Raw genomic sequence first — 24,305 nt, forward strand, 5'->3', positions numbered from 1 at the left:
ATCGTGGTAGCGGAGCGGGAATCATCTGAAGACGAACGGCTGGGCAGCGCCGAACAGGTGCGCCCGGCCGCGCGTTTCGCAGCCGCGTCCCGGGCCACATTCGTCGGTGGGGTCGTGCTCACCGCCGCGCTGTTCGCGATCGGTGCCTGGCAACGGCGCTGGATTGCCGACGACGGGCTCATCGTCCTTCGCACAGTGCGCAACCTGCTCGCGGGCAACGGCCCGGTCTTCAACATGGACGAGCGGGTCGAAACCAATACCAGCACCGCCTGGACCTACATCGTCTGGTTCTTCAGCTGGGTCACCCAGGCCAGGCTCGAATACGTGGTGCTCGGTGTCGCCCTGGTCGTCTCGGTGCTCGCGATGGTGTTCGCCATGCTCGGCACCGCGCGGCTGTGGGGCGGAAGCACCGGTCAGCTGCTGATCCCGGCGGGTGTGCTCGTCTACATCGCGCTGCCGCCCGCCCGCGACTACGCCACCTCCGGGCTGGAGAGCGGCCTGGTGATCTGCTGGGTCGGGCTGCTGTGGTGGCTGATGATCCGGTGGAGCCAAGCCGCCGTCGTGCGGGTTCCCGGCCTGCTCGGGCTGGTGTTCCTTGCCGGGCTCGCACCCCTTGTCCGGCCCGAGGCCACCCTGATCGGGGTGCTCGCGCTCGGCATGATCTTCCTCGCGCCGATGCCGCAGTTCCGGTTCGGGCCCGTGGTGCTGCGCGCGTTGATCGTTCTCGTCGCCGGGCTGGTCCCGGTCGCCTACCAGATCTGGCGCATGGGCTACTACGGCCTGCCCTATCCCAACACCGCCGTCGCCAAGGACGCGGGCGGTGCCAAGTGGGGGCAGGGCCTGAAGTACCTGGCCGATCTGGTCGGGCCCTACTACCTGTGGATCCCGCTGCTGGTGCTGCTGGTCGCGGGCGTGCTCGCCGCCATGGCGCACGGGTTCCGGGTGAAGCCCACCTGGTCGATCGCCGCGATTCGCGCGTGGTTCCGTTCGCCGAGCGCGGTCGTGGTGATGGTGCTGGTCAGCGGTGTGCTGCTCACCGTGTACGCGGTACGCGTGGGCGGTGACTTCATGCACGGCCGGATGCTGCTCACCCAGCTGTTCCTGCTGCTGCTGCCGGTGGCCGTCGTCCCCATCCCGGTGCGGGCGTTCGCGGCCAGGGACTGGTCGTTCGCGGTGCTGCTCGTCGCGCTGCTCGGCACGGCGGGCTGGTCGCTGTACGCGGCGAGCACCACCGCCATCACCACCGGAACCAAGATCTCCGCCTCGGGCATCGTCGACGAGCGCGTGTACTACGTGCTCAACACCGGTCACGACCACCCGATCCGCGCCGAGGACTACCTCGACTACCCGCGCATGCGGGCCATGGTCAACGACATCGCGAACAACCCCAACGGCGGCCTGCTGCTGAACTCGCCGTCGTTCACCTTCTGGTACCTCGACCCGCCGCCGCAGCCCATCCCCGAAGGCGGCGCCGGGCACACCGTGTACTTCCTCAACCTCGGCATGACCAGCATGAACGTGCCGCTGAGCGTGCGCGTGATCGACCCGATGGGCCTGGCCTACCCGCTGGCCGCGCATTCGGACCGGCTCGTCGACGGCCGCATCGGCCACGACAAGAGCCTGTACCCCGACTGGGTGGTCGTCGATTCGGGCATGGTCGACATCCATCCGTGGATGCCGTGGTTCATGGACGAGAAGTGGGTGACCCAGGCACGCACCGCCATGTCGTGCCCCGAAACGCAGGCCCTGATGATCTCCGTGCGCGACCCGCTCACCCTCGATCGGTTCAAGCACAACCTCCGCAATGCGATGACCTTCGCGAAGTACCGCATCGACCGCGTCCCGAAGTACGAGATCCAGCGGTGTGGGTTGGTCAATCCCTACCCCGAGCCACAGCGCTGAATCGATCACATAATTACTTTTTGGTAACGCCAGGCTATCGATGTAGCGATAGGGTCAACGAGGAAATTCCGTCGGCGCACTGGTGTGCCGGATGTCAGTCGGCGGTCATTGCAACCGCGGTTCCGCGTGAACCGCATGAGGAAAGGCCCAACACAGAATGCGTGGCGGACGTCTGAGAACCAGGGGAGCCGGCTGGCTCAAGCGGTCGGTGCTGGTTTCGCTGGCGATCGTGCTGCCGCTCGGGGCGTCGGTGGCAGGTCCCACCGGCACCGCGACGGCGGCATTCGATCCCAGTGGTTTCGATTTCTGGGTCGACTCCGAAATGGGCCCGATCAAGTCGCGGATCTTCCGTGCGGCCGACGGCAACACCAACCGGGTCGTGTACGCGCTCGACGGCATGCGGGCCCAGGACGACCTCAGCGGCTGGGAGAAGGACACCAACGTCGCCCGCGCGCTGATGGACGCCAACATCAACGTCGTGATGCCCGTCGGCGGCCAGTCCAGCTTCTACGCCGACTGGAACGCGCCGAGCAACTTCTTCGGCCTCGACGCCGGTTCGGGCGGTAGCTCCACCGGTTCGGCGGCCACCGGCTCGTCGATGACCGGTTCGTCGATCGCTCCGGCCCAGGTGGCGGGCAAGAAGAACACTTACAAGTGGGAAACCTTCCTGACCACGCATCTGCGTAACGCGCTGTCGAGCAGGCTCGGTTTCAACCCCAACAACAACGGTGTCTTCGGTCTGTCGATGGGTGGCTCGGCCGCCCTGACCCTGGCCGCCTACCACCCCGACCAGTTCAGCTACGCCGGTTCGTTCTCCGGCTACCTGAACATCTCCGCGCCGGGCATGCGTGAGGCGATGCGCACCGCCATGATCTCCGCGGGCGCCTTCAACATCGACGCGATGGCGCCGCCGTGGGGCCCGCAGTGGCTGCGGATGGACCCGTTCGTCTTCGCCCCGCGCCTGGTCGCCAACGGCACCCGCGTCTGGGTCTCGGCCGCCAGCGGTATCCCCGGTGCCGGCGATGTGTCCAACCCGATGGAAATCGTGCAGGGCGTTCCGCTCGAGCTGCTCGCGATGGTGAACAGCCGCGCGTTCCAGGTCCGCATGGCGACCCTCGGCGGCGGCAACGCCACCTTCGACTTCCCGATCACCGGCGTGCACAACTGGCGCAACTGGGAAGCGGAAGTCCACCGCATGATCCCCGACCTTTCGGCCAATATCGGCTGAGTCGGCTGGTTTCACGCGAAACCGCCCGGGTGCATTCGCACCCGGGCGGTTTTGTGCTTTCGCGTCACGATCCGAGGCAGAGAGGGTGACGAATCATGTGCGACAGATCACCGAGAGTTGTGTTGCGGGTCACTTTCCAGCAACATGTAAGCGTTCGTGAAGCGTTTGATACTCAGTGAGCATGCGTCGAGGTTGAATCGTCCGTTTTGCCCTGGTTCGATCACATTTCGGCGCCCGATGAGGAATCCGACTGCGTAGCTCGGGGTTTGCGCTATCGGTCTGCCGAGAAAGGTCTAGTCGAATGCGAACACTGCGCCGCGAGCGTGGACCCGTGAAGACCGCCACCCGCGGATCGTGGGTGCGGCGATGGGCCGCGGGCGTATCCATGGCTCTGCTCGTCCCGCTCGCCACGGCCGTCGGTGGCACCGCCGCGCCGGCCGCCGCGGGCTTCAACCCGGCCGCGTTCGACTTCTGGGTCGATTCCGGCATGGGCCCGGTGAAGACGCGCATTCTGCGCGCGGCCAACGGCAACACCAATCGAGTGGTCTATGTCCTCGACGGTATGCGCGCCCCCGAGCATCTCAACGGCTGGGAAATCGAGACCGATATCCCCAACGCGCTCGCACGGGCCGATATCAACGTGGTGATGCCGGTCGGTGGAATGTCGAGTTTCTACGCCGACTGGAATTCCCCGAGCAGCTTCTTCGGTGTGCCCGGCAACGGTCCCGCCACCGGTTCCGGCGCGATCGACGCGTTCGCCGGCGGACCGGGCAAGAGCTACCGGTACCAATGGGAAACCTTCCTCACCAGGGAACTGCCCAACGCGCTCGGCGACCGGCTCGGCTTCAGCCGCACCCGCAACGGCGTGTTCGGCCTGTCGATGGGCGGTTCGGCGGCGCTCACTCTCGCCGCCTACCACCCCGACCAGTTCTCCTTCGCGGGCGCCTACTCCGGTTACCTGAACATCTCCGCGCCCGGTATGCGTGAGGCCATCCGCCTCGGCATGATCGACGCGGGCGGCTACAACGTGGACTCCATGGCCCCGCCGTGGGGCCCACAGTGGCTCCGGATGGACCCGTTCGTGTTCGCCCCCAACCTGGTCCGCAACAACACCCGCCTGTGGATAGCGGCGGGCTCAGGCTTGCCGACCAGTTCCGACGGACCGAACATCAACACCGTCAACGGAATGGCGCTGGAAGCGCTGGCACTGGCGAACACTCGCGCCTTCGAAGTCCGCATGGCCACCCTCGGCGCGCGCAACGTCACCTACTCTTTCCCGCCCTTCGGCATCCACGCCTGGAACACCTGGAACGACGAGGCCCTGCGCATGATCCCGGACCTGTCGAACAATATCGGCTGACAAAACATGAACCGGCGCCGAACATTTCGGCGCCGGTTTCGTGTGTCCGGACAACAACGGGTTTTCGGCCGCCTCGCACCCGAAGGGCGAGACGTAACGCCGCAGGCGCAGTATCGCCCTTCGGGTGCGAGGCCCTCAGGGCCGAGAACCCCAGCGGCGCCAGCCGCCAATATCCCTGCCCTTGCAGTTAATTCGCCGGTCGAATATCCTCCAGCGAGCGTAAGTGTGACCAGATCGTTGTTTCATCTCTTCTGACGACCGGACTGTCGGGATCCGGTTGTCGACACCGACGTGTCTGGCATGCCATAACAGCAGAAAGAGAGCGGAATTCACATGCGTTTCGGCAAGGCCGTCGCGCCGAAGGGTGACCAGCCGGGTACATCCCGGGGCACAGCACCTCGTGGTTGGCGTAATCGAATTCTAGCTGTCGGCGCAGCAGCCCTCGTGCTGCCGATCGCCGCGGGTGCGGCGGCCCCGACTGCGTTCGCCGCGCCGGTTCCGGGTGTCGCACTGCGTGCGCCCGCGGGTGGCTACGAAGAACTGATGGTCCCGTCGAAGATGGGTCCGGTGAAGGTCCAGGTTCAGTGGGCCCGCAACGGCGGCAATGCCGCGTTGTACCTGCTCGACGGTCTGCGCGCCCGCGACGACCGCAACGCCTGGTCCTTCGAGACCAACGCGATGCAGCAGTTCGCCAACGACAACGTCACCCTGGTGATGCCGGTCGGTGGCCAGTCCAGCTGGTACGCCGACTGGACCGCCGCGTCCAACACCAACGGTCAGAAGACCACCTACAAGTGGGAAACCTTCCTCACCGAAGAGCTCCCCGCCTTCCTCGAGGGCTACGGCGTTTCCCGCCACAACAACGCGGTGCTCGGCCTGTCGATGTCGGGTCCGGCCGCGCTGCGGCTGGCCGCCCTGCACCGCGACCAGTTCAAGCACGCTTCCTCGCTGTCGGGCCCGCTGAACTGGGGTGCCCCCGGCATGCGTGAGGCGATCCGCGTGATGATGCTCGACGCGGGCCGCTTCAACGTCGACTCCATGGCCGCTCCGTGGAGCCCGGCGTGGCTGCGGATGGACCCGATGGTGTTCGCGCCGGAGCTGCGTGGTCTGCCGATGTTCATCTCCTCGGCCAACGGCCTGCCCGGTCAGCACGATCGTCCGGCCGGTCTGGGCGGGGTGTACAACACCGCCAACGCGATGGGCATCGAGGCCATCTCGTTCGTGAGCACCCTGGCGTTCCAGCGTCGTCTGGCCAGCCTCGGTATCCCGGCCACCTTCGACTTCCCGGCCAGCGGTACCCACTCGTGGAAGTACTGGGAAGACCAGCTGTGGAAGGCTCGCCCGCAGATCCTCGGCGCGCTCGGTGCCTGAGTAGTTTCCGCACAGCAACGCTGAGAAGACCGGCTCACCCGCAGGGTGGGCCGGTCTTTTTGCTGTGCGGGCGCTTCGCGTGTCTTCCCCGGTTATCGGCCGGTACTGCGGTACAACGTGACGGAGGCTGTGTCCCAGGGTGGGGATAGGAGGTCGCGCGTGTTGCAGAAACATCGTCTCCGGGCGCCGATTCGGCGGATCCTCGGAATCGCGGCCATGACCGCCGCCCTGCTCGGTCCCGCGCTCACCGTTCCCACGCCCGCGCAGGCCGCGGTGGCGTCGGTGCAACGGGTGGAGTGGCTGACGGACCGACGAGTGGCCCTGACGGTCTTCTCACCCGCCATGAACACCCCCATCCAGGTGCAGATGCTGCTGGCCCGCGACTGGCACGCCCGGCCCGACGCCGCGTTCCCGATGATGCTGATGCTCGACGGCCTGCGCGCCCAGGACGACGAGAACGGCTGGACCAAAGACGCCGACGCCGAAGGCTTCTACGCCGACAAGAACGTGAACGTGGTGCTGCCGGTGGGCGGTCAGTCCAGCTTCTACTCCGATTGGCTCGAGCCCAACAACGGCCATGTGTACAAGTGGGAGACCTTCCTCACCAAGGAACTTCCGCCGGTGCTCGAACGTGATTGGCGCACAACGGATGTGCGTGGCGTCCAGGGGCTTTCGATGGGTGGCACGGCCGCGATGAACCTGGCGGGCCGCAATCCCGGCCTGATGAAGTACGTGGCCTCGTACTCGGGCCTGCTCACCACCACGACGCTCGGTATGCCGCAGGCGATCGAATTCGCGGTGCGCGACGCGGGCGGGTTCGAGTCCTCGGCCATGTGGGGTCCGCCCGGCAGCCCGGAGTGGGCGGCCCACGACCCGTACCTGCTCGCCGAGAAGCTCAAAGGCGTGAGCATGTATGTCTCGAGCGGCAGCGGGCTGGCGGGCAGCCATGATCAGGCGGGCGAGATCCCGCTGCTGAGCGAGAACTGGGCGGGTACCGGGCTGGAGATCCTCTCGCGCCTGTCGACGCAGAACTTCGTGACCAAGCTGGAGAAGCTCGCGATCCCGGTGCAGGCGAATTACCGTCCGGCGGGCACACATTCGTGGCCGTACTGGGATTTCGAGATGCGTCAGTCGTGGCCGCAAGCCGCGGCCGCACTCGGCACCGAGCCCGGCGGGGCGCAGTGCACGGCGGGCGGGGCGATCGGTTCGGTTGTGCAGGTGGCGAATTGGCTCGGCGGGTGCGTCACGGGGGAGTACGCGGCGGGCGCCGGAGTGGTGCAGGACTTCATGAACGGCCGGGTGTTCCATTCGGCCGCGACCGGCACCCACGCCGTCGGCGGCCGGATCGGTGGCACCTACGCCGGAATCGGCGGTGCCGCTTCGCCGTTGGGCCTGCCGACCGGCGACGAGCACGGCCTGCCCGACGGGCGCGGCCGCATGCAGACCTTCGAGGGCGGCTCGATCTACTGGTCGCCGCAGACCGGCGCGCAGGTGGTGCGCGGCGCATTCCTCGAGGAATGGGGCAGGCAGGGCTTCGAGGGTGGACCCGCGGGCTACCCGTTGGCCGCCGAGGCGCGCACGCCGAGCCGCGACGGTGCGGTGCAGGCCTTCGAACACGGCACCATGTTCCACAGCGCCGCCACCGGCGCGCACCGCGTGGAGGGTTTCATCCTCGACAGGTATGCCCAGCTCGGATTCGAGAACAGCCCGCTCGGGTTCCCGGTGTCGGGTGAGTTGCCGCTGAAGGACTTCGGCCGGGCCACCCGGTTCGAGGGCGGCACCATCTACTGGAGCCCGCTCTCGGGTGCCTTCGTGGTGCGACCGGGCCCGCTGGCCGACGCCTGGGCCGCACAGGGCTTCGAGAACGGTCGTCTGGGGTATCCGGTGAGCGACGAGTTCACCGTTCCGGGTGGTGTGCAGCAGAACTTTCAGACCGGGTTCATCGTGGTGCGGGACGGCAGATCCGAAGTGCACGGTGTGTGAGCTCGGGCTGAGAACTCGCTGAGGTTCGTGCCGGGGCGCCCGGACCACCCGTGTGTCCGGCTAGCCTTGGCAGCGACCGCTCCCCTGACTAACGATCGAGGAAAGACATCTTCATGCATCGGATCCCTGGCAAGGTAGCCGGATCGGTCGCGGCCCTCGCGGCCGTCGCCCTGCTGTCCGCCTGCGGCGACAACGACTCGACCGCCTCGCAGACACCGACCCTGTCGTCGAGTGCGAGCGCCGCCGCGTCGGCGACCACGCAGGCTCCCGCCACCTCGGCGGCCGAGGACACCACCTCGGCGGCGCCGGAGTCCGAGACCTCGGCTCCCGAGCAGCCGCAGGTCGCGCCGACCGTCGAGGAGACCCCGGCCACCGGCAAGGACAAGGCGTTCCTCGACGAGCTCGGCAAGAACGGCATCCATCCGGCCGACCAGACCAGCGCGATCACCGCCGCCACCTACATCTGCTCGGCGAAGAGCACCGGCGCCAGTGACGCCGACATCGCCACCTTCGTCGCCGCGATGGCGGGCACCGACGCCGCGTTCGACCCGGCCAAGATGGACGTCAACAAGGCCGCCGAGATCTACATCGCGGCCGCGAACTCCACCTACTGCTGATGAATCCCCGACCGACGCGACGTACCCGCAGGCTCTGGCCTGCGGGGTGTCTGACGGTACTCGCGCTGCTCGTCCTGGCGATCATCGTCATCGTGCTGCTGTGGTACCTGCTCGCGGGCCGGTTGCGTGAGCCGGGGCCGACGCCGCCCGGGCCCCCGCCACCGACGTCGCAGTCGGCGGACTGTCCCGATGTGATGTTGCTGTCGATTCCCGGTACCTGGGAGTCGGCCAGCAACGACGACCCGTACAACCCGACGGCCAACCCGATCTCGCTGATGCTCAGCATCTCCAACCCGCTGCGCGCCCAGTTCCCGGACAACCGGCTCGAGGTGTACACCGTGCCCTACGTGGCACAGTTCTCGAACCCCATCGCCATCCCGCCCGACGGTCAGGCCTCCTACAACAACAGCCGCACCGAGGGCACCGCGCGGGCCACCGACATCCTGGCTCAGCGTCACCAGCAGTGCCCGCTCACCACCTACGTGATCGCCGGATTCTCCCAGGGCGCGGTGATCGCCGGTGACGTGGCCGCCCAGATCGGCGCGGGCAACGGCCCGATCCCCGCCGACCGGGTACTCGGCGTCACCGTGATCGCCGACGGCCGCCGCACCGCGAACACCGGCCCCGGCCAGCCGACCGAGATCGGCGACCCGCCGCCCGCGGGCGAGGGTGCCGAAGTCGCGTTGCGGGGGGTGAACGTGCCGGGCATCACGATGACCGGCCCGCGTGAGGGTGGTTTCGGCGAGCTGGCACCGAAGGTGTTCTCCATCTGCGCCCCCGGCGACATGATCTGCGACGCGCCACGCGAGGCCCTCAATCCGGTGAACGCGCTGGGCAGTCTCGCGGCGCTGATCCGGTCGGCCGGCAACCCGGTGCACGCCCTCTACGCGAGCAATACCGTCGACGGACAGGGCACCACCGCCACCCAGTGGACGGTGAACTGGGCGAGCGAACTCATCCAGAACGCCCCCCATCCACCGCATTCCTGAGTTTCGCAAGACGAGGTTGTCACAGTCACAGGGGCGCCATGTTTGGCGTGGTTCATGCCTCGCTGTGACATCCGCAGTACTGTTCGCTCGCACGCTGTAAAGTGCGCTGGTGATTGCGCCCGAACACACCGGAGAGCCAGGAGCGAAGAGTTCATGACCGAAGCTGGGGCACCCGTCGGTGAGTTGACCGCGCTGGGTACGCCGCTGCGTCCGTTCCGTTTCGCCGCGGCGGGCGAGGGCAACAAGCAGGAGGGTGGCGCGCGCAAGTTCGTCCAGACGGCACAGGAAGCCGAGGAGATGGGTTACGACACGTTCGTCGTGCCCGATCACCTGGGTGACCAGATCGGCCCGATCGCCGCGCTGGGCGCACTCACGCAGGCCACGAGCAAGATCCGGCTGGGCACCTCGGTGCTGGCCAACGGATTCCGCCATCCAGTCGTGCTCGCCAAGGACCTGGCGACCATCGACGTGCTGTCCAAGGGCAGGCTGGAAGTCGGCGTCGGCGCGGGCTGGATCAAGGAAGAGTTCGAGAACGCGGGCATCCCGTACGAGCGTCCGGGCGTGCGCCTGGAGAAGCTCGACGAGTCGCTGACCATTCTCGACACGCTGCTGCGCGGCCAGGAATGCAACTTCGAGGGCAAGCACTACCAGGTGCGCGGCATCAAGGGCACGCCGCGCCCGAGGCAGGGCCCGCGTCCGCCGCTGTGTACCGGTGGTGGCGGCCCGAAGATGCTCGCCCTGGCGGCCAAGCACGCCGACATCGTCTCGGTGGTGCCGCAGACGACCAAGAACGGCAAGGGCCTGCTCTCGGGCATCACGCTCGAGAAGACGATCGAGAAGGTCAACATCGTCAAGGCCGCTGCCGGTGACCGGTTCGCCGACATCGAACTGAACTGGGCCATCACCGCCATCGTCATCACCGACGACCGGGAGAAGACCGCCGAGATGGCGCTGCGCGCGATCGATCGCGGCCTGCACCCGGACCTCGAGGTCGACGTGGAACTATCGGTGGAAGATATTCTGAACTCGCCCTACGTCGCGATCGGTACGTTCGAGGAAATCGCCGAACAGATCAAGCGTGTGCGCGAACTCACGTCGATGTCGTATGTGGGCATCTTTCCCACCCAGATGGACGCGTTCGCGCCTGTCATTCCGCTGCTGCGGGAGGACTGAGCGGGGGTTCTCTGTAACATGACTCTGGTTTGAGAACATCTAGCCGATAGCGGTCTACCGCGCAGACCGCTCGAAAATCCGCAGGTTGTCAGGATGCACGCTCCGGCGTGCTCCGGGGGCCGGTGGCGATAGCGAGTCGTGGCCGCACCGGCGTCAACGTCGAAATGCGTTGGACGAATTCACCGGTGACTCGGCCTCGGAGGAGAAGAAGGAATGGAAGAGACTTTCGACGACTACCTGGACGAGACCGGGAACATCGTTATTCCCGAGGGTCGGACCCTGGTCGATCACGTCGAGAAGCACACCCGTAACGATGCGAACACGCTCGCGTACCGCTACATCGACTATTCGCGGGAACGCGACGGCGAGGTGCACGAGCTGACCTGGCAGGAGTTCGGAGTTCGGCTGCGCGCGGTGGCCGCTCGCCTGCAACAGGTGACCAACCCGGGCGACCGGGTCGCGATCCTCGCGCCGCAGGGCCTGGACTACGTGATCTCCTTCTTCGCCGCGATCTACGCGGGCACCATCTCGGTGCCGCTGTTCGATCCCGACGAACCCGGCCACACCGACCGGCTGCACGCCGTGCTCGGCGACTGCGAGCCGTCGGCGATCCTCACCGCTACCTCCTCGGCGGCAGGCGTGCGCCAGTTCTTCCGTTCGCTGCCCGCAGCTCAGCGCCCGCGCATCATCGCCGTCGACGCGATCCCCGACACCCTCGGTGACTCGTGGGTCCGGCCCGACACCGCGATCGACGACATCGCCTACCTGCAGTACACCTCGGGTTCCACCCGCACCCCCGCGGGCGTGGAGATCACGCACCGTGCGGTCGGGACGAACCTGCTGCAGATGATCAACTCGCTGAACATGAACGAGAACTCGCGCGGCGTCACCTGGCTGCCGCTGTTCCACGACATGGGCCTGCTGACCGTGATCCTGCCCGCCGTTGGCGGCAAGTTCATCACCATCATGTCGCCGAGCGCGTTCGTGCGCCGCCCCTCGCGCTGGATCAACGAGCTGGCCGCCGTCTCCGACGGTGCCGGTACCTTCGCGGCCGCGCCGAACTTCGCGTTCGAGCACGCCGCCGCGCGTGGTGTGCCGAAGGCGGGCGAGTCGCTCGACCTGTCGAACGTGATCGGCCTGATCAACGGGTCCGAGCCGGTGACCGTGTCCTCGATGAAGAAGTTCAACGAGGCGTTCGCGCCGTTCGGTCTGCCCAAGACGGCCATCAAGCCGTGCTACGGCATGGCGGAGGCGACGCTGTTCGTCTCGGCGACCAAGGCCGAGGACGAAGCCAAGTACATCTACGTCGACCGCGACGAGCTGAACGCGGGCCGGATGGTTCGGGTCGAGCCGACCGCACCGAACGCCATCGCGCAGGTCTCCTGCGGTTACGTCGGGTTGTCGCAGTGGGCCGCGATCATCGACCCCGAGTCGATCGACGATCCCAAGGGCGGCCGTGAGCAGCCCGACGGCCGGGTCGGCGAGATCTGGTTGCACGGCAAGAACATGGGCATCGGCTACTGGGGTCGGCCCGACGAGTCGGCCAAGACGTTCCGCAACAAGATCGCCGAAGCGCAGCCGGGTGGGCACACCGAGGGCACCGAGCCCGGTGCCGATTGGATGCGCACCGGCGACTACGGCGTGTACTTCGAGGGCGAGCTGTACATCACCGGTCGCGTGAAGGACCTGGTGATCGTCGACGGACGCAACCACTACCCGCAGGACCTCGAGTACTCCGCCCAGGAGGCCTCGACGGCGCTGCGCCCCGGTTTCGTCGCCGCCTTCGCGGTGCCCGCCAACCAGCTGCCCGCCGAAGTGTTCGCCGCCGACAGCCACTCGGGCCTGAAGTTCGACGCCGACGACGCGTCCGAGCAGCTGGTGATCGTGGCCGAACGCGGTCCCGGCGCCGGTAAGGCCGACCCGGGCCCGATCGCCGACGCGGTGCGTGCGGCGATCTCGCAGCGCCACGGCGTCACCGCGCGTGACGTGCTGCTGGTGCCCGCAGGTTCCATCCCGCGTACGTCCAGCGGCAAGATCGCCCGGCGCGCCTGCAAGGCCGCCTACCTCGAGGGAACGCTGCGCGGTGGTTACACCCAGCAGGCTTTCCCCGATGCACCGGAAGAGTAATCGGCCGACCGGCTCGGAGCTGACGCCCGGTGCGACCACACCGGGCGTCAATCCACGGCGCGCCCTGTACGCAGACAGGTAGCTTGAGGAATTGATGGCTGACAACGAGGGCACGCCCACCCAGAACCCTGACCTCCCCGCGGAGCAGACCGAACTCTCGGTCGCCGAGCTGCGTGACTGGCTGCGCCGCTGGGTCGCCGAGGCGACCGGCCAGTCGATCGACGCGATCACCGTCGACCGGCCGATGGAGGAGTTCGGGCTGGCCTCGCGCGACGCGCTGGCCCTCGGCGGCGACATCGAGGACCGCACCGGCGTTTCGCTGGCTCCCACGGTGATCTACCAGCACCCGACCATCGCGTCGCTGGCCGAGATCATCGTCAACGGTGAGCCGGAGGAGGTCGAGGAGTCGGCCGACGAGTACACCGCGAGCTTCACCCCCGGTGAGGCGCACGACATCGCCGTGGTCGGCCTGTCGACACGGCTGCCGGGCGCGGGCGACACCCCCGAGTCGACCTGGGAATTCATCATGGGTCGCGGCGACGCCATCCGTGAGCTGCCCGAGGGCCGCTGGGACGAGTTCCGCGCGGACCCGTCGGTCGCCGCGGCCATCGAGGCGGGCAACACCCTCGGCGGTTACCTGGACCAGGACGTGGTGAAGGGCTTCGACGCGGAGTTCTTCGCGATGTCGCCGGTCGAGGTGGAGCGGGTCGACCCGCAGCAGCGGCTGATGATGGAGCTCACCTGGGAGGCGCTCGAGCACGCGCGCATTCCGGCCAGTGACCTCAAGGGCGGCAAGGTCGGCGTGTTCGTCGGCTCCTCCACCAGCGACTTCCAGCTGCTCGCCTCGCTGGGTCTGGGCGATCGTGACCCGGATCTGCCGGTGTCGGCCGAGGGTTATGCCCTGCTCGGCGCGTCGACCGGTGTGATCGCGAACCGTGTCTCGTACTTCTTCGATTTCCGTGGCCCGTCGATCACCGTCGACACCGCCTGCTCCTCGACCATCGTCGCGGTGCACCAGGCGGTGCGCGCGCTGCGTGACGGCGAGGCCGATGTGGCGCTCGCCGGCGGCGTGAACATGATCCTCGCCCCGGTGATCACGCTCGGTTTCGACCAGAACGGCGCGGTCGCCAAGGACGGGCACATCAAGGCGTTCTCTTCCGACGCCGACGGCATGGTCCGTTCCGAGGGCGCGGGCCTGGTCGTGCTCAAGCGCCTCGTCGACGCCGAACGCGACGGCGACAACATCCTCGGCGTGATCAAGGGTTCCGCGGTGAACTCCGACGGCCGCTCCAACGGCCTGTTCGCCCCCAACCCCGACGCCCAGGTCGACGTGCTGCGTGCCGCCTACCGCGACGCGCGCATCGCCCCCTCCTCGGTCGACTACATCGAGGCGCACGGCACCGGCACCCCCATCGGTGACCCGATCGAGGCCGACGCGCTGGCCCGCGTCATCGGCCGTGGTCGCGAGGCCGACAAGCCCGCCCTGCTCGGCTCGGTGAAGACCAACTTCGGTCACCTCGAGTCCGGTGCGGGTGTGCCCGCTCTGGCCAAGGTGCTGATGTCGTTCCAGCACAACGTGATTCCGCCGAACATCAACTACGCGGGCCCGAGCCCGTACATCCCGTTCGAGCAGGCCAACCTCAAGGTCGTCGACGAGCCGACCGAGTTCCCCCGCTACAGCGGTGTCGCCACCGTCGGTATCTCCGGTTTCGGTTTCGGTGGCACCAACGCGCACGTGGTGCTGCAGGAATACGTGCCGTCGCAGCCCGTCGTCGAGGACGTGACGTCCGAGCAGGTCGCCGCCGCGCAGGTAGAGGGCTCCGAGACCACCGATGTGGTCGCCGAGGCCGTCGCGATCACCGAGGCCGCCGTCGAGCCCGCCCCGCTCGAGTGGGACGGCGACCGCGCGGAGCCGCTGCCGGTGATCCTCGCCGTATCCGCCTACCTGCCGTCGCGCCGCAAGCGCGCCGCCGCCCGGCTCGCCGACTGGCTCGAGGGTGCGGGCAAAGATGTGCCGTTGGCCGACGTGGCCCGTTCGCTGGCCAAGCGCAGCCACCAGCGTTCGCGCGGTGTCGTCGTCGCCAAGACGCACGAAGAGGCAGTGGCCGGTCTGCGCGCGATCGCCGAGGGCAAGCCGGGCGCCGGTGTGTTCACCGCCGACTCGCCCGCGTCCAACGGTCCGGTGTGGGTGATGGCCGGTTTCGGCTCCCAGCACCGCAAGATGGCCAAGCAGCTCTACACCGAGAACTCGATCTTCCGTGAGACGGTCGACGAGGTCGACGAGCTGGTGCAGGACGAGGCCGGTTACTCGATCCGCGAGATGTTCCTCGACGACGAGCAGGACTACGACGTCGGTACCTGCCAGGTCGGTATCTTCACCATCCAGCTCGGTCTGGCCGCGGTGCTGCGCGCACATGGCGCGGAACCCGCCGCGGTGGTCGGTCATTCGATGGGTGAGGTCGCCGGCGCCTACATCGCGGGCGGTCTGTCGATCGAGGACGCGGTGCGCGTGATCTGCGCCCGCTCGCGCCTGATGGGCGAGGGCGAGCAGATGATCACCGAGGACGACGTGCGCAATATGGCACTGGTCGAACTCAGCGCCCACGACGTGGCCCAGCTGCTGCCGCGCTTCCCCGATGTGGAGTGCGCGGTGTACGCGGCGCCGACGAACACCGTGATCGGTGGTCCGCGCGATCAGGTGGAGCAGATCGTCGCCGAGGTGGAGGGCATGGGCAAGTTCGCCCGCATCCTCCCGACCCGCGGCGCAGGCCACACCTCCCAGATGGATCCGCTGCTCGGCGAGCTCGCCGCCGAACTCGCCGGCATCGAGCCCACGTCGCTGAAGGTGGGCCTGTACTCCACCGTGCACGAGGGCCTGTACTTCAAGCCCGGCACCGACCCGATCCACGACGAGCCGTACTGGGTGAAGAACATGCGCCACAGCGTGTACTTCACCAACGCGGTCAAGGCTGCCGTCGACACCGGGCACACCACGTTCCTCGAGCTGGCGCCGAATTCCGTTGCGCTGATGCAGGTTCTCGGCACCACCTTCGCGGCCGGTGTGCACGACGCGCAGCTCATCCCGACCTTGAAGCGCAAGGAGGACGAGTCGGCCGGGGTCATCGGCGCGCTCGCCCAGCTCTACGTGCACGGTCATGCGGTGAACCTGAGTTCGCTGCTGCCCGAAGGTGATTACGCCGATGTTCCGCGTACCGCGTTCGTGCGCAAGGAGTACTGGCCCAAGGTCACGATGTCGTCGGGTTCGGGCAACACCCGTGTGCCCGGCGCGCACGTCGCGATGCCCGACGGCCGTCACGCCTGGGAGGTCCAGGCGGCCTCGGTCAACGACCTCACCGCCCTGGTGAAGGCCGCTGCCACGCAGGTGCTGTCCGATGTCGCCGTCACAGTGACGCACCCGCACGCCGAGCTGCCGACCGCCGGCACCCTCACAACCACCCTCACGCCGCACCTCGGTGGGGCGTCGGTGCAGGTGCACGCCAAGACGCCGGTCGGGTTCACCCTGCTGTTCGACGCGGTCGTCACCTCCGGTGCGGCCCTGCCCGAACCGGTTGCGCCCGTTGCTGTTCCGGCTGCCGAGCCCTCCGCCGCCGAGATCGCCGTCGCCACCAGCGACCGTTGGGACCCCAACGGCAGCGAGACCGTCGAGCAGCGCCTGTGCGTGATCGTCGCCGAGTCCATGGGTTACGCCGTCGAGGACCTCCCCATGGAGATCCCGCTGATGGAACTCGGGCTCGACTCGCTGATGGCCATGCGCATCAAGAACCGCGTGGAATACGAATTCGACATCCCGCAGCTGCAGGTGTCGGCCGTGCGCGATGCCAGCCTGCACGAGGTGGCCAAGGTGCTGCGCTACGCGATCGAGCACCGCGACGAGGTCGCGGCGATGGCGGAGAAGCAGGCTGCCGCGCGGGCCGCGGGCGAGGATGTGGAGCTCGGGGTCGACGCGAACTTCGTCGAGGCTGCGCGGGCCGCTATCGCGGCGGGGGATGATCCGTTGGCCGCGGCCAGGCAGGCCGGCGCCGAGCTGCCCTCGGATGGCGTTGCCACAGATACGGTTTCGGACGCCGCAGGTGATGGTGCGGGCACTGCGGCTGATGCCGCGACCGCCGCAGCTGTCGCCAACGGCGCTGTGGCCGAGCCGGTTTCGGAGGCCGTCGCCGATATCGACTACTTCGCCGACGCCGGTGCCGACGAGGACAACGTTCCGCCACGTGACGCGGCCGAGCGGTTGACCTACGCCACCTGGGCTGTCGTCACAGGCGCCTCGCCCGGCGGCATCTTCAACACCCTGCCGATTCTGGAAGAGGAGGTCGCCGAGAAGATGGCGGCCCGCCTCACCGAGCGGGTGGGTGCCGAGGTGACCGTCGACGACGTGCTCGATTGCGAGACGATCGAGCAGTTGTCTGACATCGTGCGCGGGTTGCAGGACAGCGGGGCCGATGTGGACGGGTTCGTTCGTCCGCTGCGGGCTCGCACGGAAGGTTCCGACGCCGTGCCGGTGTTCGTGTTCCATCCGGCCGGTGGCAATACGCTCGTGTACGAGCCGCTGCTCAAGCGTCTGCCCGCCGACACCCCGATGTACGGCTTCGAGCGTGTCGACGGCTCCATCGAGGAGCGGGCCCGCCAGTACCTGCCCGAGCTGCGCAAACTCCAGGGCGACGGGCCGTACGTGCTGGCCGGTTGGTCGCTGGGCGCGGTGCTCGCACTCCAGGTCGGTCAGATGTTGCGCGAAGAGGGCGCCGACGTGCGCTACGTCGGCCTGATCGACCTCGCGATGACCGTCGAGGACGAGGACAACAGCCCCGAGGAGCGTGTGCGCCGCCTCGAGCGCTACCAGGCCTTCGCCAAGAAGACCTACAACGTTCCCGCCGAGCTCGATCGGGAGCAGATCGAGGAACTCGCCGCTGCGACGGATTCCGAGCAGTTCGCGATGATCAGTGACCTGATCAAGCTCTCCGGTGCGAAGATTCCGGGCGGTGTGCTCGAACATCAGCGCACCTCATGGCTGGAAAACCGTGCGCTGCAGCAGGTTTCGCCGCGTCAGTACGACGGTGACGTCGTGCTGTACCTGGCCGACCGCTACCACGACGGCGCGATCGAACTCGAGCCGCGTTTCGCCCATCGCAAGCCGAACGGCGGCTGGGACGAATACATTCCCAACCTGGAGATCGTCCACATTCCGGGCGACCACCTGCAGATCGTCGACGAACCGCGGATCGGCCAGATCGGTGCCGACCTCGCCGCCAAGCTGGCCGCGATTTCCGCAAAGGGAGATTGAGTTAGTTGAGCACGACCGCCGAAAAGCTTGCCGATCTGAACCAGCGGCTCGAGCTCGCGAAAGAGCCCGCGGGCGCGAAGGGTATCGAAAAGCGGGCGCGTAAGGGCATTCCGAGTGCCCGCGACCGGATCAACATGCTGATGGATCCGGGCACCTTCGTCGAGATCGGTGCGCTGGTCCGCAAGCCCGGCGACCCGACCGCCCTCTACGGCGACGGTGTCGTCGTCGGGCACGGGCAGGTCGACGGCCGTCCGGTCGCGGTGTTCTCGCACGACCAGACCGTGTACGGCGGTTCGGTCGGTGAGGCGTTCGGCCGCAAGCTGTGCGGGATCATGCAGTACGCCGCCAAGGTCGGTATCCCGCTGGTCGGCATCAACGATTCCGGTGGCGCGCGCGTGCAGGAGGCCATCAGCTCGCTGGCCTGGTACGCGTGGATGGCGACCAATGTGGAGCCGCTGTCGGGCATGGTGCCGTTGGTGTCGGTGATCCTCGGCAACTGCGCCGGTGGCGCGGTGTACCAGCCGATCTGCACCGATGTGGTGGTGGCGACCGAGTCGGCGCACATGTTCGTCACCGGCCCGAAGATCATCAAGGAGGTCACCGGCGAGGACGTGAGCCTCGAGGAGCTCGGCGGTGCGAAGACGCAGGCCGAGTACGGCAACATCCACCACGTGGCCGTCGACGAGGCCGCCGCGTTCCAGTGGGTGCGCGAGTACCTCGCCTACATGCCGAGCAGCTGCCAGGAGCTCCCGCCGGTCGTGAACCCGGGCATCGAGCCCGAGATCACCGACTCCGATCGTGAGCTGAACACGATCATGCCGGATTCCGACAACGCCGGTTACGACATGTACGACATCCTGCTGCGCATCTTCGACGACGGTGAGTTCAAGGAGATCAGCGCGGGCACCGGCCCCAACATCATCACCGGTTTCGCCAGGGTCGACGGCCGCAGCGTCGGTGTGGTCGCCAACCAGCCGCTGGCCTCGGCCGGCGCCCTGGACGCACGCGCCTCGGACAAGGCCTCGCACTTCGTGCGCCTGTGCGACGCGTTCGAGATCCCGCTGATCTTCGTCGTCGACACCCCCGGCTTCCTGCCCGGTGTGGAACAGGAGAAGGTCGGCGTCATCAAGCGCGGCGGCCGCTTCCTGTTCTCCTACGTGGAAGCCTCGGTCCCCAAGATCACCCTGGTGGTCCGCAAGTCCTACGGCGGCGGCTACGCGGTGATGGGCTCCAAGCAGCTCGGCGCCGACATCAACCTCGCCTGGCCGACCGCCCGCCTCGCCGTGATGGGCGCCGAGGGCGCCGTCAGCCTCCTCGGCGCCGCCCAGATCGCCGCGGCCCCCGAAGACCAGCGCGCCGCCATCCGCCAAAACCTGATCGACTTCTACAACGCCAACATCGCCACCCCCTGGGTAGCCGCCGAACGCGGCTTCATCGACGCGGTAATCGAACCCGCCACCACCCGCCTGGAACTCCGCCGAGCCCTGAAACTCCTCCAGGACAAGAAACTCCAGCGCAACCCCCGCAAACACCACGTATTGCCCCTGTAGTCCCCGCCAACGGCCGTCGCGACTTTCCTGCGGCGGCCGTTGCACTGCGGCGGAAGGCACGGTCTGGCTCGACGATGCTTCGTAGAGCGATAGCACTCGGTATCGTTGGCATATGACCGCAGCGCGTGAGCCGCTCATGACGACCGGCGAGTTCGAGGAACTCGCGCGCGTCGCCGGTCAGGTGTCCGAGGGTGTCCGGCTGGAGTTCGTCGAGGGGAAACTGGGGGCCAAGGCCGTGCCGGACGGGGATCACGACTGCGTGCTCGAGTGGCTGATGCGTGTGCTGCTCGTCCTGCGGCCCGAACTGTGGCTGTTCCCGGAACGTGGATTGAAGGTCGATTCCTATCGGACCGGTCGGGCGCGCCCGGATGGTGCGCTCGCTCCGACAGGTGTTTTCGCGGGCCAACCCGAATGGGCTGACCCTGCGCCGGTTTTGATGGTCGTAGAGGTGACCTCGCACGATCAGGACACCGATCGCCGCGATCGTTGCGAGAAGCCGCGCGCCTATGCCAGGACCGGCATTCCGGTGTATCTCCTGATCGACCGCGAGAAAGGTTCCGTCGTTGTGCGGAGCAACCCGGTCGACGGGGAGTACGAACGAATTCTCATCCAGCCCTTCGGTGCGCAGGTCCCCATTCCGGACCCGGTCGGCATCACGCTCGACACCGAGCCGCTGAAAGCCTGGGTCGCCTGAGAAACTGCCCGCGCGGCACTATCCCCGCTCCGCCACATTCCCAGCGCGATCACCGCGCACAATGCAACCAATTCCATTGTGCAGACGAGTGCGAACATCCACTCAACCTTGAAAGTCTAGATTCGACCGAGGTCGATCTCTACCGGAAACGGCACCGAGGACTTGACGGTGCCGGTGTACATTTCACCCGTTCGATATGTCCGTGTGGCCGGGTCGAGAATGTAGGTGTAAATGAGCGGAATGCCGTTGGCGGCCTGCTCGATTCGCCAGTAGAACGCGATGCCCGCTTTGGCGTATTGATCCACTTTCACCACGCGATCCGTTGTTTCCGAACCCGGGGAGACAACTTCGACCACTAGGAGGACATGCTCGGGGCGGGTGGGGTTTACGTCGATGGTTTCCGCTCGGTACACCACCACGTCCGGCCGACGGTTGGTCAGTGGAACGTCTTGTAGCCGCACGTCGAAGTCGGTATCGGCGTTCCAGTCATCGCCTGCGGCGGCATCGAGCGCGTTCGCCAGTACACGAGCCAATCGGTTGTGGCGCTTGGAGGCGCTCGGGCTCACTACAACCATCCCGTCGACGATCTCGATACCCGCACACTGTTCCTCGGACCAGGAGTCGTAGACCTCCGCCGTGATCTGCTCATGCATCCACGCGGGCGCTGTCTCGGCAGTCACGCACGCTCCTCTCGGACGCCTCTGAGCGGGCCCGATCCCGCCGGTTCAGTGTACTCGAGGTACTCCGAGTACCAGGGGTACTCCCGACAGGCGGTCAGCATCACCGAGCCACATCGCCTGCGGCGCGGCGTGCCCGGCGCCACCGGAGACTGCGCCGCAAAACGGGCCGCCACCGAAAAGAATGGTGGCGGCCCGGGGCAAGCGTCGGGAAGATCAGGCGACGGTTGCGGATTCGATGATGACGTCGTCGCGGGGGACGTCCTGGTGGGGGCCCGCGTTGCCGGTCGGGACGGCGGCGATCTTGTCGACCACCTCGGTGCCCTCGGCGACCTTGCCGAAGACGGCGTAGCCCCAGCCCTGGCCCTGGGGGGCCGTGTGGTTGAGGAAGGCGTTGTCGGAGACGTTGATGAAGAACTGGGCGGTGGCCGAGTGGGGGTCGTTGGTGCGGGCCATCGCGACGGTGTACTTGTCGTTCTTGAGGCCGTTGGTTGCTTCGTTCTGGATGGGCGCCTGGGTGGGCTTCTGCTTCAGGCCGGGCTCGAAGCCGCCGCCCTGCACCATGAAACCGGGGATGACGCGGTGGAACACGGTGCCGTTGTAATGGCCGGAGTTCACGTAGTTCACGAAGTTGGCGACCGTGTTCGGCGCGGCCTGGTCGTCCAACTCGAGCACGATCGGTCCGTAGTTTGTTACGAGATTCACCTTGGTCATGCGGTCGAGTCTAGGGAGGGGAGGGGTCAGGAAGTGACCGGGGTCCGGCGCGCCGGTAAAACTACTCCTGGCAGGAGGGTGCCCCCGAGCGGGAAATACCCTGTCGGGGGACATAATCGATCAGAAGCCCGCGTGCGCATCGAACGCACGCGGGCCTTATTGCACACCGGTGTGCTTCACCTGATTCGCGGTGACTTCGTCGCGATTCCCGTCACCGGAATATCACCCCTGTAATCAGGGGCCGACCGTGATCGGCGCCGACGGATCAGTGGTGTTGTCCACCTTGTACGTGGCGGTCACCGTGCCGCTGGTCGCGCTGGTCGGGCAGCCGAACCCGCCGGTCACCTTGATCGGTGCCGGCGCATCGGACAGCGCCACCGTGGAGGGCGCCCCGTTGGTCCACGTACCTGCCACGTCGGCCGGAGCAGTGGGCGCGACCACGGCGGTGCAGGCCGTGATGCCACTGGTCTTGATCACCATGCCGCCGGTGGGGATCGCCAGGCTGCCGGTGATGGGCGAGCCGTTCTGGCCGGTGATCGCCCAATCTCCACTGGTGGTGATGGTGGCGCTGGTGCCGGGCAGACTCGTCGTGCAGTCGGCGAAGCTCGGCGCCGCGATCGGCACCGACACCGGCCCACTCGGATTGGTGTTGCCGGGCGCGGCGGGTACCGTGCCGGTGGTGCTCGAGGTGGTGCAGGTGACGGTGACACCGCCCGCAACGAATTTCACCGACCCGGAATTCGTCGCCGACACATTCGCGCCGGCGGGCGAAATGGTGGTGGAGCCGGCAGCGTTGGCCGGTCCGATGCCGAAAGTGACGGCGACTGCCGCACAACTCACGCTTGCCAAGGCGGCGCGTGTCCAGAATTTATTTTCGATCATGCGTACTCCTAGGTGAAGCCGACGAGCATTCGGAATGAAAGCTGTCAGGAGCAAGAGTACGAATCCGCATTGTTCATGTCGTGTGTTTCGTGGCGACCATTTCATCGGGAATCGCTCGCCGTTCGAGGTCCGAATACGGCTCGATTAGCTTAGAATGCCCAGCCGTTACCAGGTATAACAGTTACCACCGTTCTTATTAACGGCCGCACAGTTGACCGGTAGTATGGCAGCTATCTCTGTGTCAAGCTGCAGACGCCGAAGGCGAGTCGCCACTGACCTGCTGTAATAGTTACTTGGCATCGTGATGAAACAAACAACTGAACCGTTGCATATTCGGTAGTTGCCGGTTCTAAACACAATAAAACGGTTGAACTCCACACCTCAAGGATTCGGCAGGCGTGGTCTATCCGAATCGGCTGTTCAGATCGGATATCCACAGCGGTGATCTCGTAGCCGATAACCGGCGAATCAGGGCGCGAGCATGACAAAACCGCGTACGAGAAACAATCCTCGCCGCGGTAATACAGGGACCCGCATGCGTCATCGGACGCATGCGGGCCGTTATTTATTGCACACCGGTGTGCTTCACCTGATTCGCGGTGACATCGTCGCGTTACCCGTCACCGGAATATCCACCCTGAAATCAGGGGCCGACGGTAATCGGCACCGACGGGTTGGTGGTGTTGTTCACCTTGTAGGTGGCCGTCACCGTTCCGGTGGTCGAGCTGGTCGGGCAGCCGAATCCACCGGTCACCTTGATGGGCGCCGAGGCGTTGGTCAGCGACACCGTCGAGGGTGACCCGTTGGTCCACGAACCGGCCACATTCGCCGGTGCCGTGGGGGCGACAACGGCGGTGCAGGTGGCAAGACCGGAGGTCTTGATCACCGCGCCACCGGTGGGAATCACCAGGCTGCCGGTGATGGGCGAGCCGTTCTGGCCGGTGATCGCCCAGCTGCCGCTGGTGGTGACGGTGGCGCTCACACCCCACATGCTCGTGGTGCAGCCGGTAATGCTCGGTGCCGCGATCGGAACCGTCACCGGCCCGCTCGGGTTCGAGTTGTTCGGCGCGGCGGGTACCGCGCCGGTGGTGCTCGAGGTCGTGCAGGTCACCGTGACGCTGCCCGCCACGAACTTCACCGTCCCCGAATTGGTTGCCGACACATTCGCCCCGGCGGGCGAAACGGTGGTGGACCCGGCGGCGTGCGCCGGCCCCATTCCGAAGGCAATTGCGGCTGCCGCACAACTCACGGAAGCCAGGGCTGCACGCGTATAGAAATTGGTATGGCTCATGCGTACTCCTAGGTGAAGCCGACAGACTTTCGGGATGAAAGCTGTCACGTTCAAGAGTACGAATGGGAATTGTTTACAGCGCTCGATTCATCGCGACGATTTCGTGCGGAAACTTTCGTGAAAAGGGTGCGTTTGCGCCGATTCCGGCCTTAGAATGCATCGACGTTACCGCGTGTAACAGTTACCGCATTTTTTATCAACACGAAGAACTCGCGCTGATATCATCGGATAACTCCTGTGCCTTCTTCGGTCACTTCCTGTCATGCGGAACGGACCTGGATCGATAGCCGATATGCATCATGGCGAAACAAGTGGGGCCGGCGGGAGCGGCACGGGCTCTACCAGGTTAAACCTAATGAAATACTTGAACTTCACACTGGTACTCCGACGACTTCACGGCCGCTGACTCGCGCGCACCAACGCTGAGTCAACCCAGCAGATACCATGT

17 protein-coding genes are annotated in these 24,305 nt (G+C 66.6%); 13 read left to right on the forward strand and 4 right to left on the reverse strand.

The annotated features are described in order from the left end of the window. The 12 genes from zomB to HYG95_RS21670 all read left to right on the forward strand — a co-directional run bounded on the left by zomB (window position 1) and on the right by HYG95_RS21670 (window position 20,293). Window positions 1-1,902 (forward strand): flagellar motor control protein ZomB, encoded by a 1,902-nt coding sequence (gene zomB / locus HYG95_RS21615; protein ID WP_370465877.1) that lies wholly within the window; start codon window positions 1-3, stop codon window positions 1,900-1,902. A 157-nt stretch (window positions 1,903-2,059) separates the two neighbouring features. Beyond that, window positions 2,060-3,130, forward strand: a complete 1,071-nt coding sequence (locus tag HYG95_RS21620) for an alpha/beta hydrolase family protein (RefSeq protein WP_181700508.1) — start codon at window positions 2,060-2,062, stop codon at window positions 3,128-3,130. A gap of 301 nt (window positions 3,131-3,431) precedes the next feature. Beyond that, complete coding sequence (locus tag HYG95_RS21625) at window positions 3,432-4,490, forward strand: alpha/beta hydrolase family protein (protein ID WP_181700510.1); 1,059 nt, start codon at window positions 3,432-3,434, stop codon at window positions 4,488-4,490. Window positions 4,491-4,823: 333 nt separating this feature from the next. Continuing rightward, window positions 4,824-5,861 carry an alpha/beta hydrolase family protein gene (locus tag HYG95_RS21630; RefSeq protein ID WP_255495612.1) on the forward strand — a complete coding sequence of 346 codons (1,038 nt, stop codon included), beginning with the start codon at window positions 4,824-4,826 and terminating at the stop codon, window positions 5,859-5,861. Window positions 5,862-6,077: 216 nt separating this feature from the next. Then, window positions 6,078-7,844 carry an alpha/beta hydrolase-fold protein gene (locus HYG95_RS21635; protein WP_181700540.1) on the forward strand — a complete coding sequence of 589 codons (1,767 nt, stop codon included), beginning with the start codon at window positions 6,078-6,080 and terminating at the stop codon, window positions 7,842-7,844. Between the two features lie 113 nt (window positions 7,845-7,957). Then, complete coding sequence (locus tag HYG95_RS21640; RefSeq protein ID WP_067494883.1) at window positions 7,958-8,461, forward strand: DUF732 domain-containing protein; 504 nt, start codon at window positions 7,958-7,960, stop codon at window positions 8,459-8,461. Next, window positions 8,461-9,450 (forward strand): cutinase family protein, encoded by a 990-nt coding sequence (locus tag HYG95_RS21645; protein WP_181700512.1) that lies wholly within the window; start codon window positions 8,461-8,463, stop codon window positions 9,448-9,450. The genes HYG95_RS21640 and HYG95_RS21645 overlap by 1 nt, the downstream gene beginning before the upstream one ends. Window positions 9,451-9,603: 153 nt before the next feature. Continuing rightward, window positions 9,604-10,623: an LLM class F420-dependent oxidoreductase gene (locus HYG95_RS21650; RefSeq protein WP_067494879.1), complete on the forward strand. Its 1,020-nt coding sequence runs from the start codon at window positions 9,604-9,606 to the stop codon at window positions 10,621-10,623. Between the two features lie 213 nt (window positions 10,624-10,836). Then, window positions 10,837-12,750: a long-chain-fatty-acid--AMP ligase FadD32 gene (gene fadD32 / locus HYG95_RS21655; RefSeq protein WP_181700514.1), complete on the forward strand. Its 1,914-nt coding sequence runs from the start codon at window positions 10,837-10,839 to the stop codon at window positions 12,748-12,750. Between the two features lie 94 nt (window positions 12,751-12,844). After that, window positions 12,845-18,049 carry a polyketide synthase Pks13 gene (pks13, locus tag HYG95_RS21660; protein WP_181700516.1) on the forward strand — a complete coding sequence of 1,735 codons (5,205 nt, stop codon included), beginning with the start codon at window positions 12,845-12,847 and terminating at the stop codon, window positions 18,047-18,049. A 5-nt stretch (window positions 18,050-18,054) separates the two neighbouring features. Further along, complete coding sequence (locus HYG95_RS21665) at window positions 18,055-19,599, forward strand: acyl-CoA carboxylase subunit beta (RefSeq protein ID WP_067494870.1); 1,545 nt, start codon at window positions 18,055-18,057, stop codon at window positions 19,597-19,599. A gap of 112 nt (window positions 19,600-19,711) precedes the next feature. After that, window positions 19,712-20,293: a Uma2 family endonuclease gene (locus HYG95_RS21670; protein ID WP_181700518.1), complete on the forward strand. Its 582-nt coding sequence runs from the start codon at window positions 19,712-19,714 to the stop codon at window positions 20,291-20,293. Between the two features lie 116 nt (window positions 20,294-20,409). Here HYG95_RS21670 and HYG95_RS21675 read toward each other — a convergent pair whose 3' ends face one another. The 4 genes from HYG95_RS21675 to HYG95_RS24985 all read right to left on the reverse strand — a co-directional run bounded on the left by HYG95_RS21675 (window position 20,410) and on the right by HYG95_RS24985 (window position 23,548). Continuing rightward, the gene (locus HYG95_RS21675; RefSeq protein ID WP_181700520.1) at window positions 20,410-20,973 is read right to left on the reverse strand and encodes a Uma2 family endonuclease; all 564 of its coding nucleotides are present in this window, start codon (window positions 20,971-20,973) and stop codon (window positions 20,410-20,412) included. A 213-nt stretch (window positions 20,974-21,186) separates the two neighbouring features. After that, window positions 21,187-21,684, reverse strand: a complete 498-nt coding sequence (locus HYG95_RS21680) for a peptidylprolyl isomerase (RefSeq protein ID WP_181700522.1) — start codon at window positions 21,682-21,684, stop codon at window positions 21,187-21,189. Between the two features lie 234 nt (window positions 21,685-21,918). Further along, the gene (locus HYG95_RS21685; RefSeq protein ID WP_181700524.1) at window positions 21,919-22,566 is read right to left on the reverse strand and encodes a hypothetical protein; all 648 of its coding nucleotides are present in this window, start codon (window positions 22,564-22,566) and stop codon (window positions 21,919-21,921) included. Window positions 22,567-23,209: 643 nt separating this feature from the next. Continuing rightward, on the reverse strand, window positions 23,210-23,548 hold the full coding sequence (locus HYG95_RS24985; RefSeq protein ID WP_225281266.1) for a hypothetical protein: 339 nt from the start codon (window positions 23,546-23,548) through the stop codon (window positions 23,210-23,212). Here HYG95_RS24985 and HYG95_RS24990 point away from each other — a divergent pair. Further along, the gene (locus HYG95_RS24990) at window positions 23,538-23,840 is read left to right on the forward strand and encodes a hypothetical protein (RefSeq protein ID WP_225281265.1); all 303 of its coding nucleotides are present in this window, start codon (window positions 23,538-23,540) and stop codon (window positions 23,838-23,840) included. The genes HYG95_RS24985 and HYG95_RS24990 overlap by 11 nt on opposite strands. The last annotated feature ends 465 nt before the right edge of the window (window positions 23,841-24,305 follow it).

It is taken from the genome of Nocardia sp. GTS18 (genome assembly GCF_013839555.1).
Classification (GTDB): domain Bacteria; phylum Actinomycetota; class Actinomycetes; order Mycobacteriales; family Mycobacteriaceae; genus Nocardia; species Nocardia rosealba.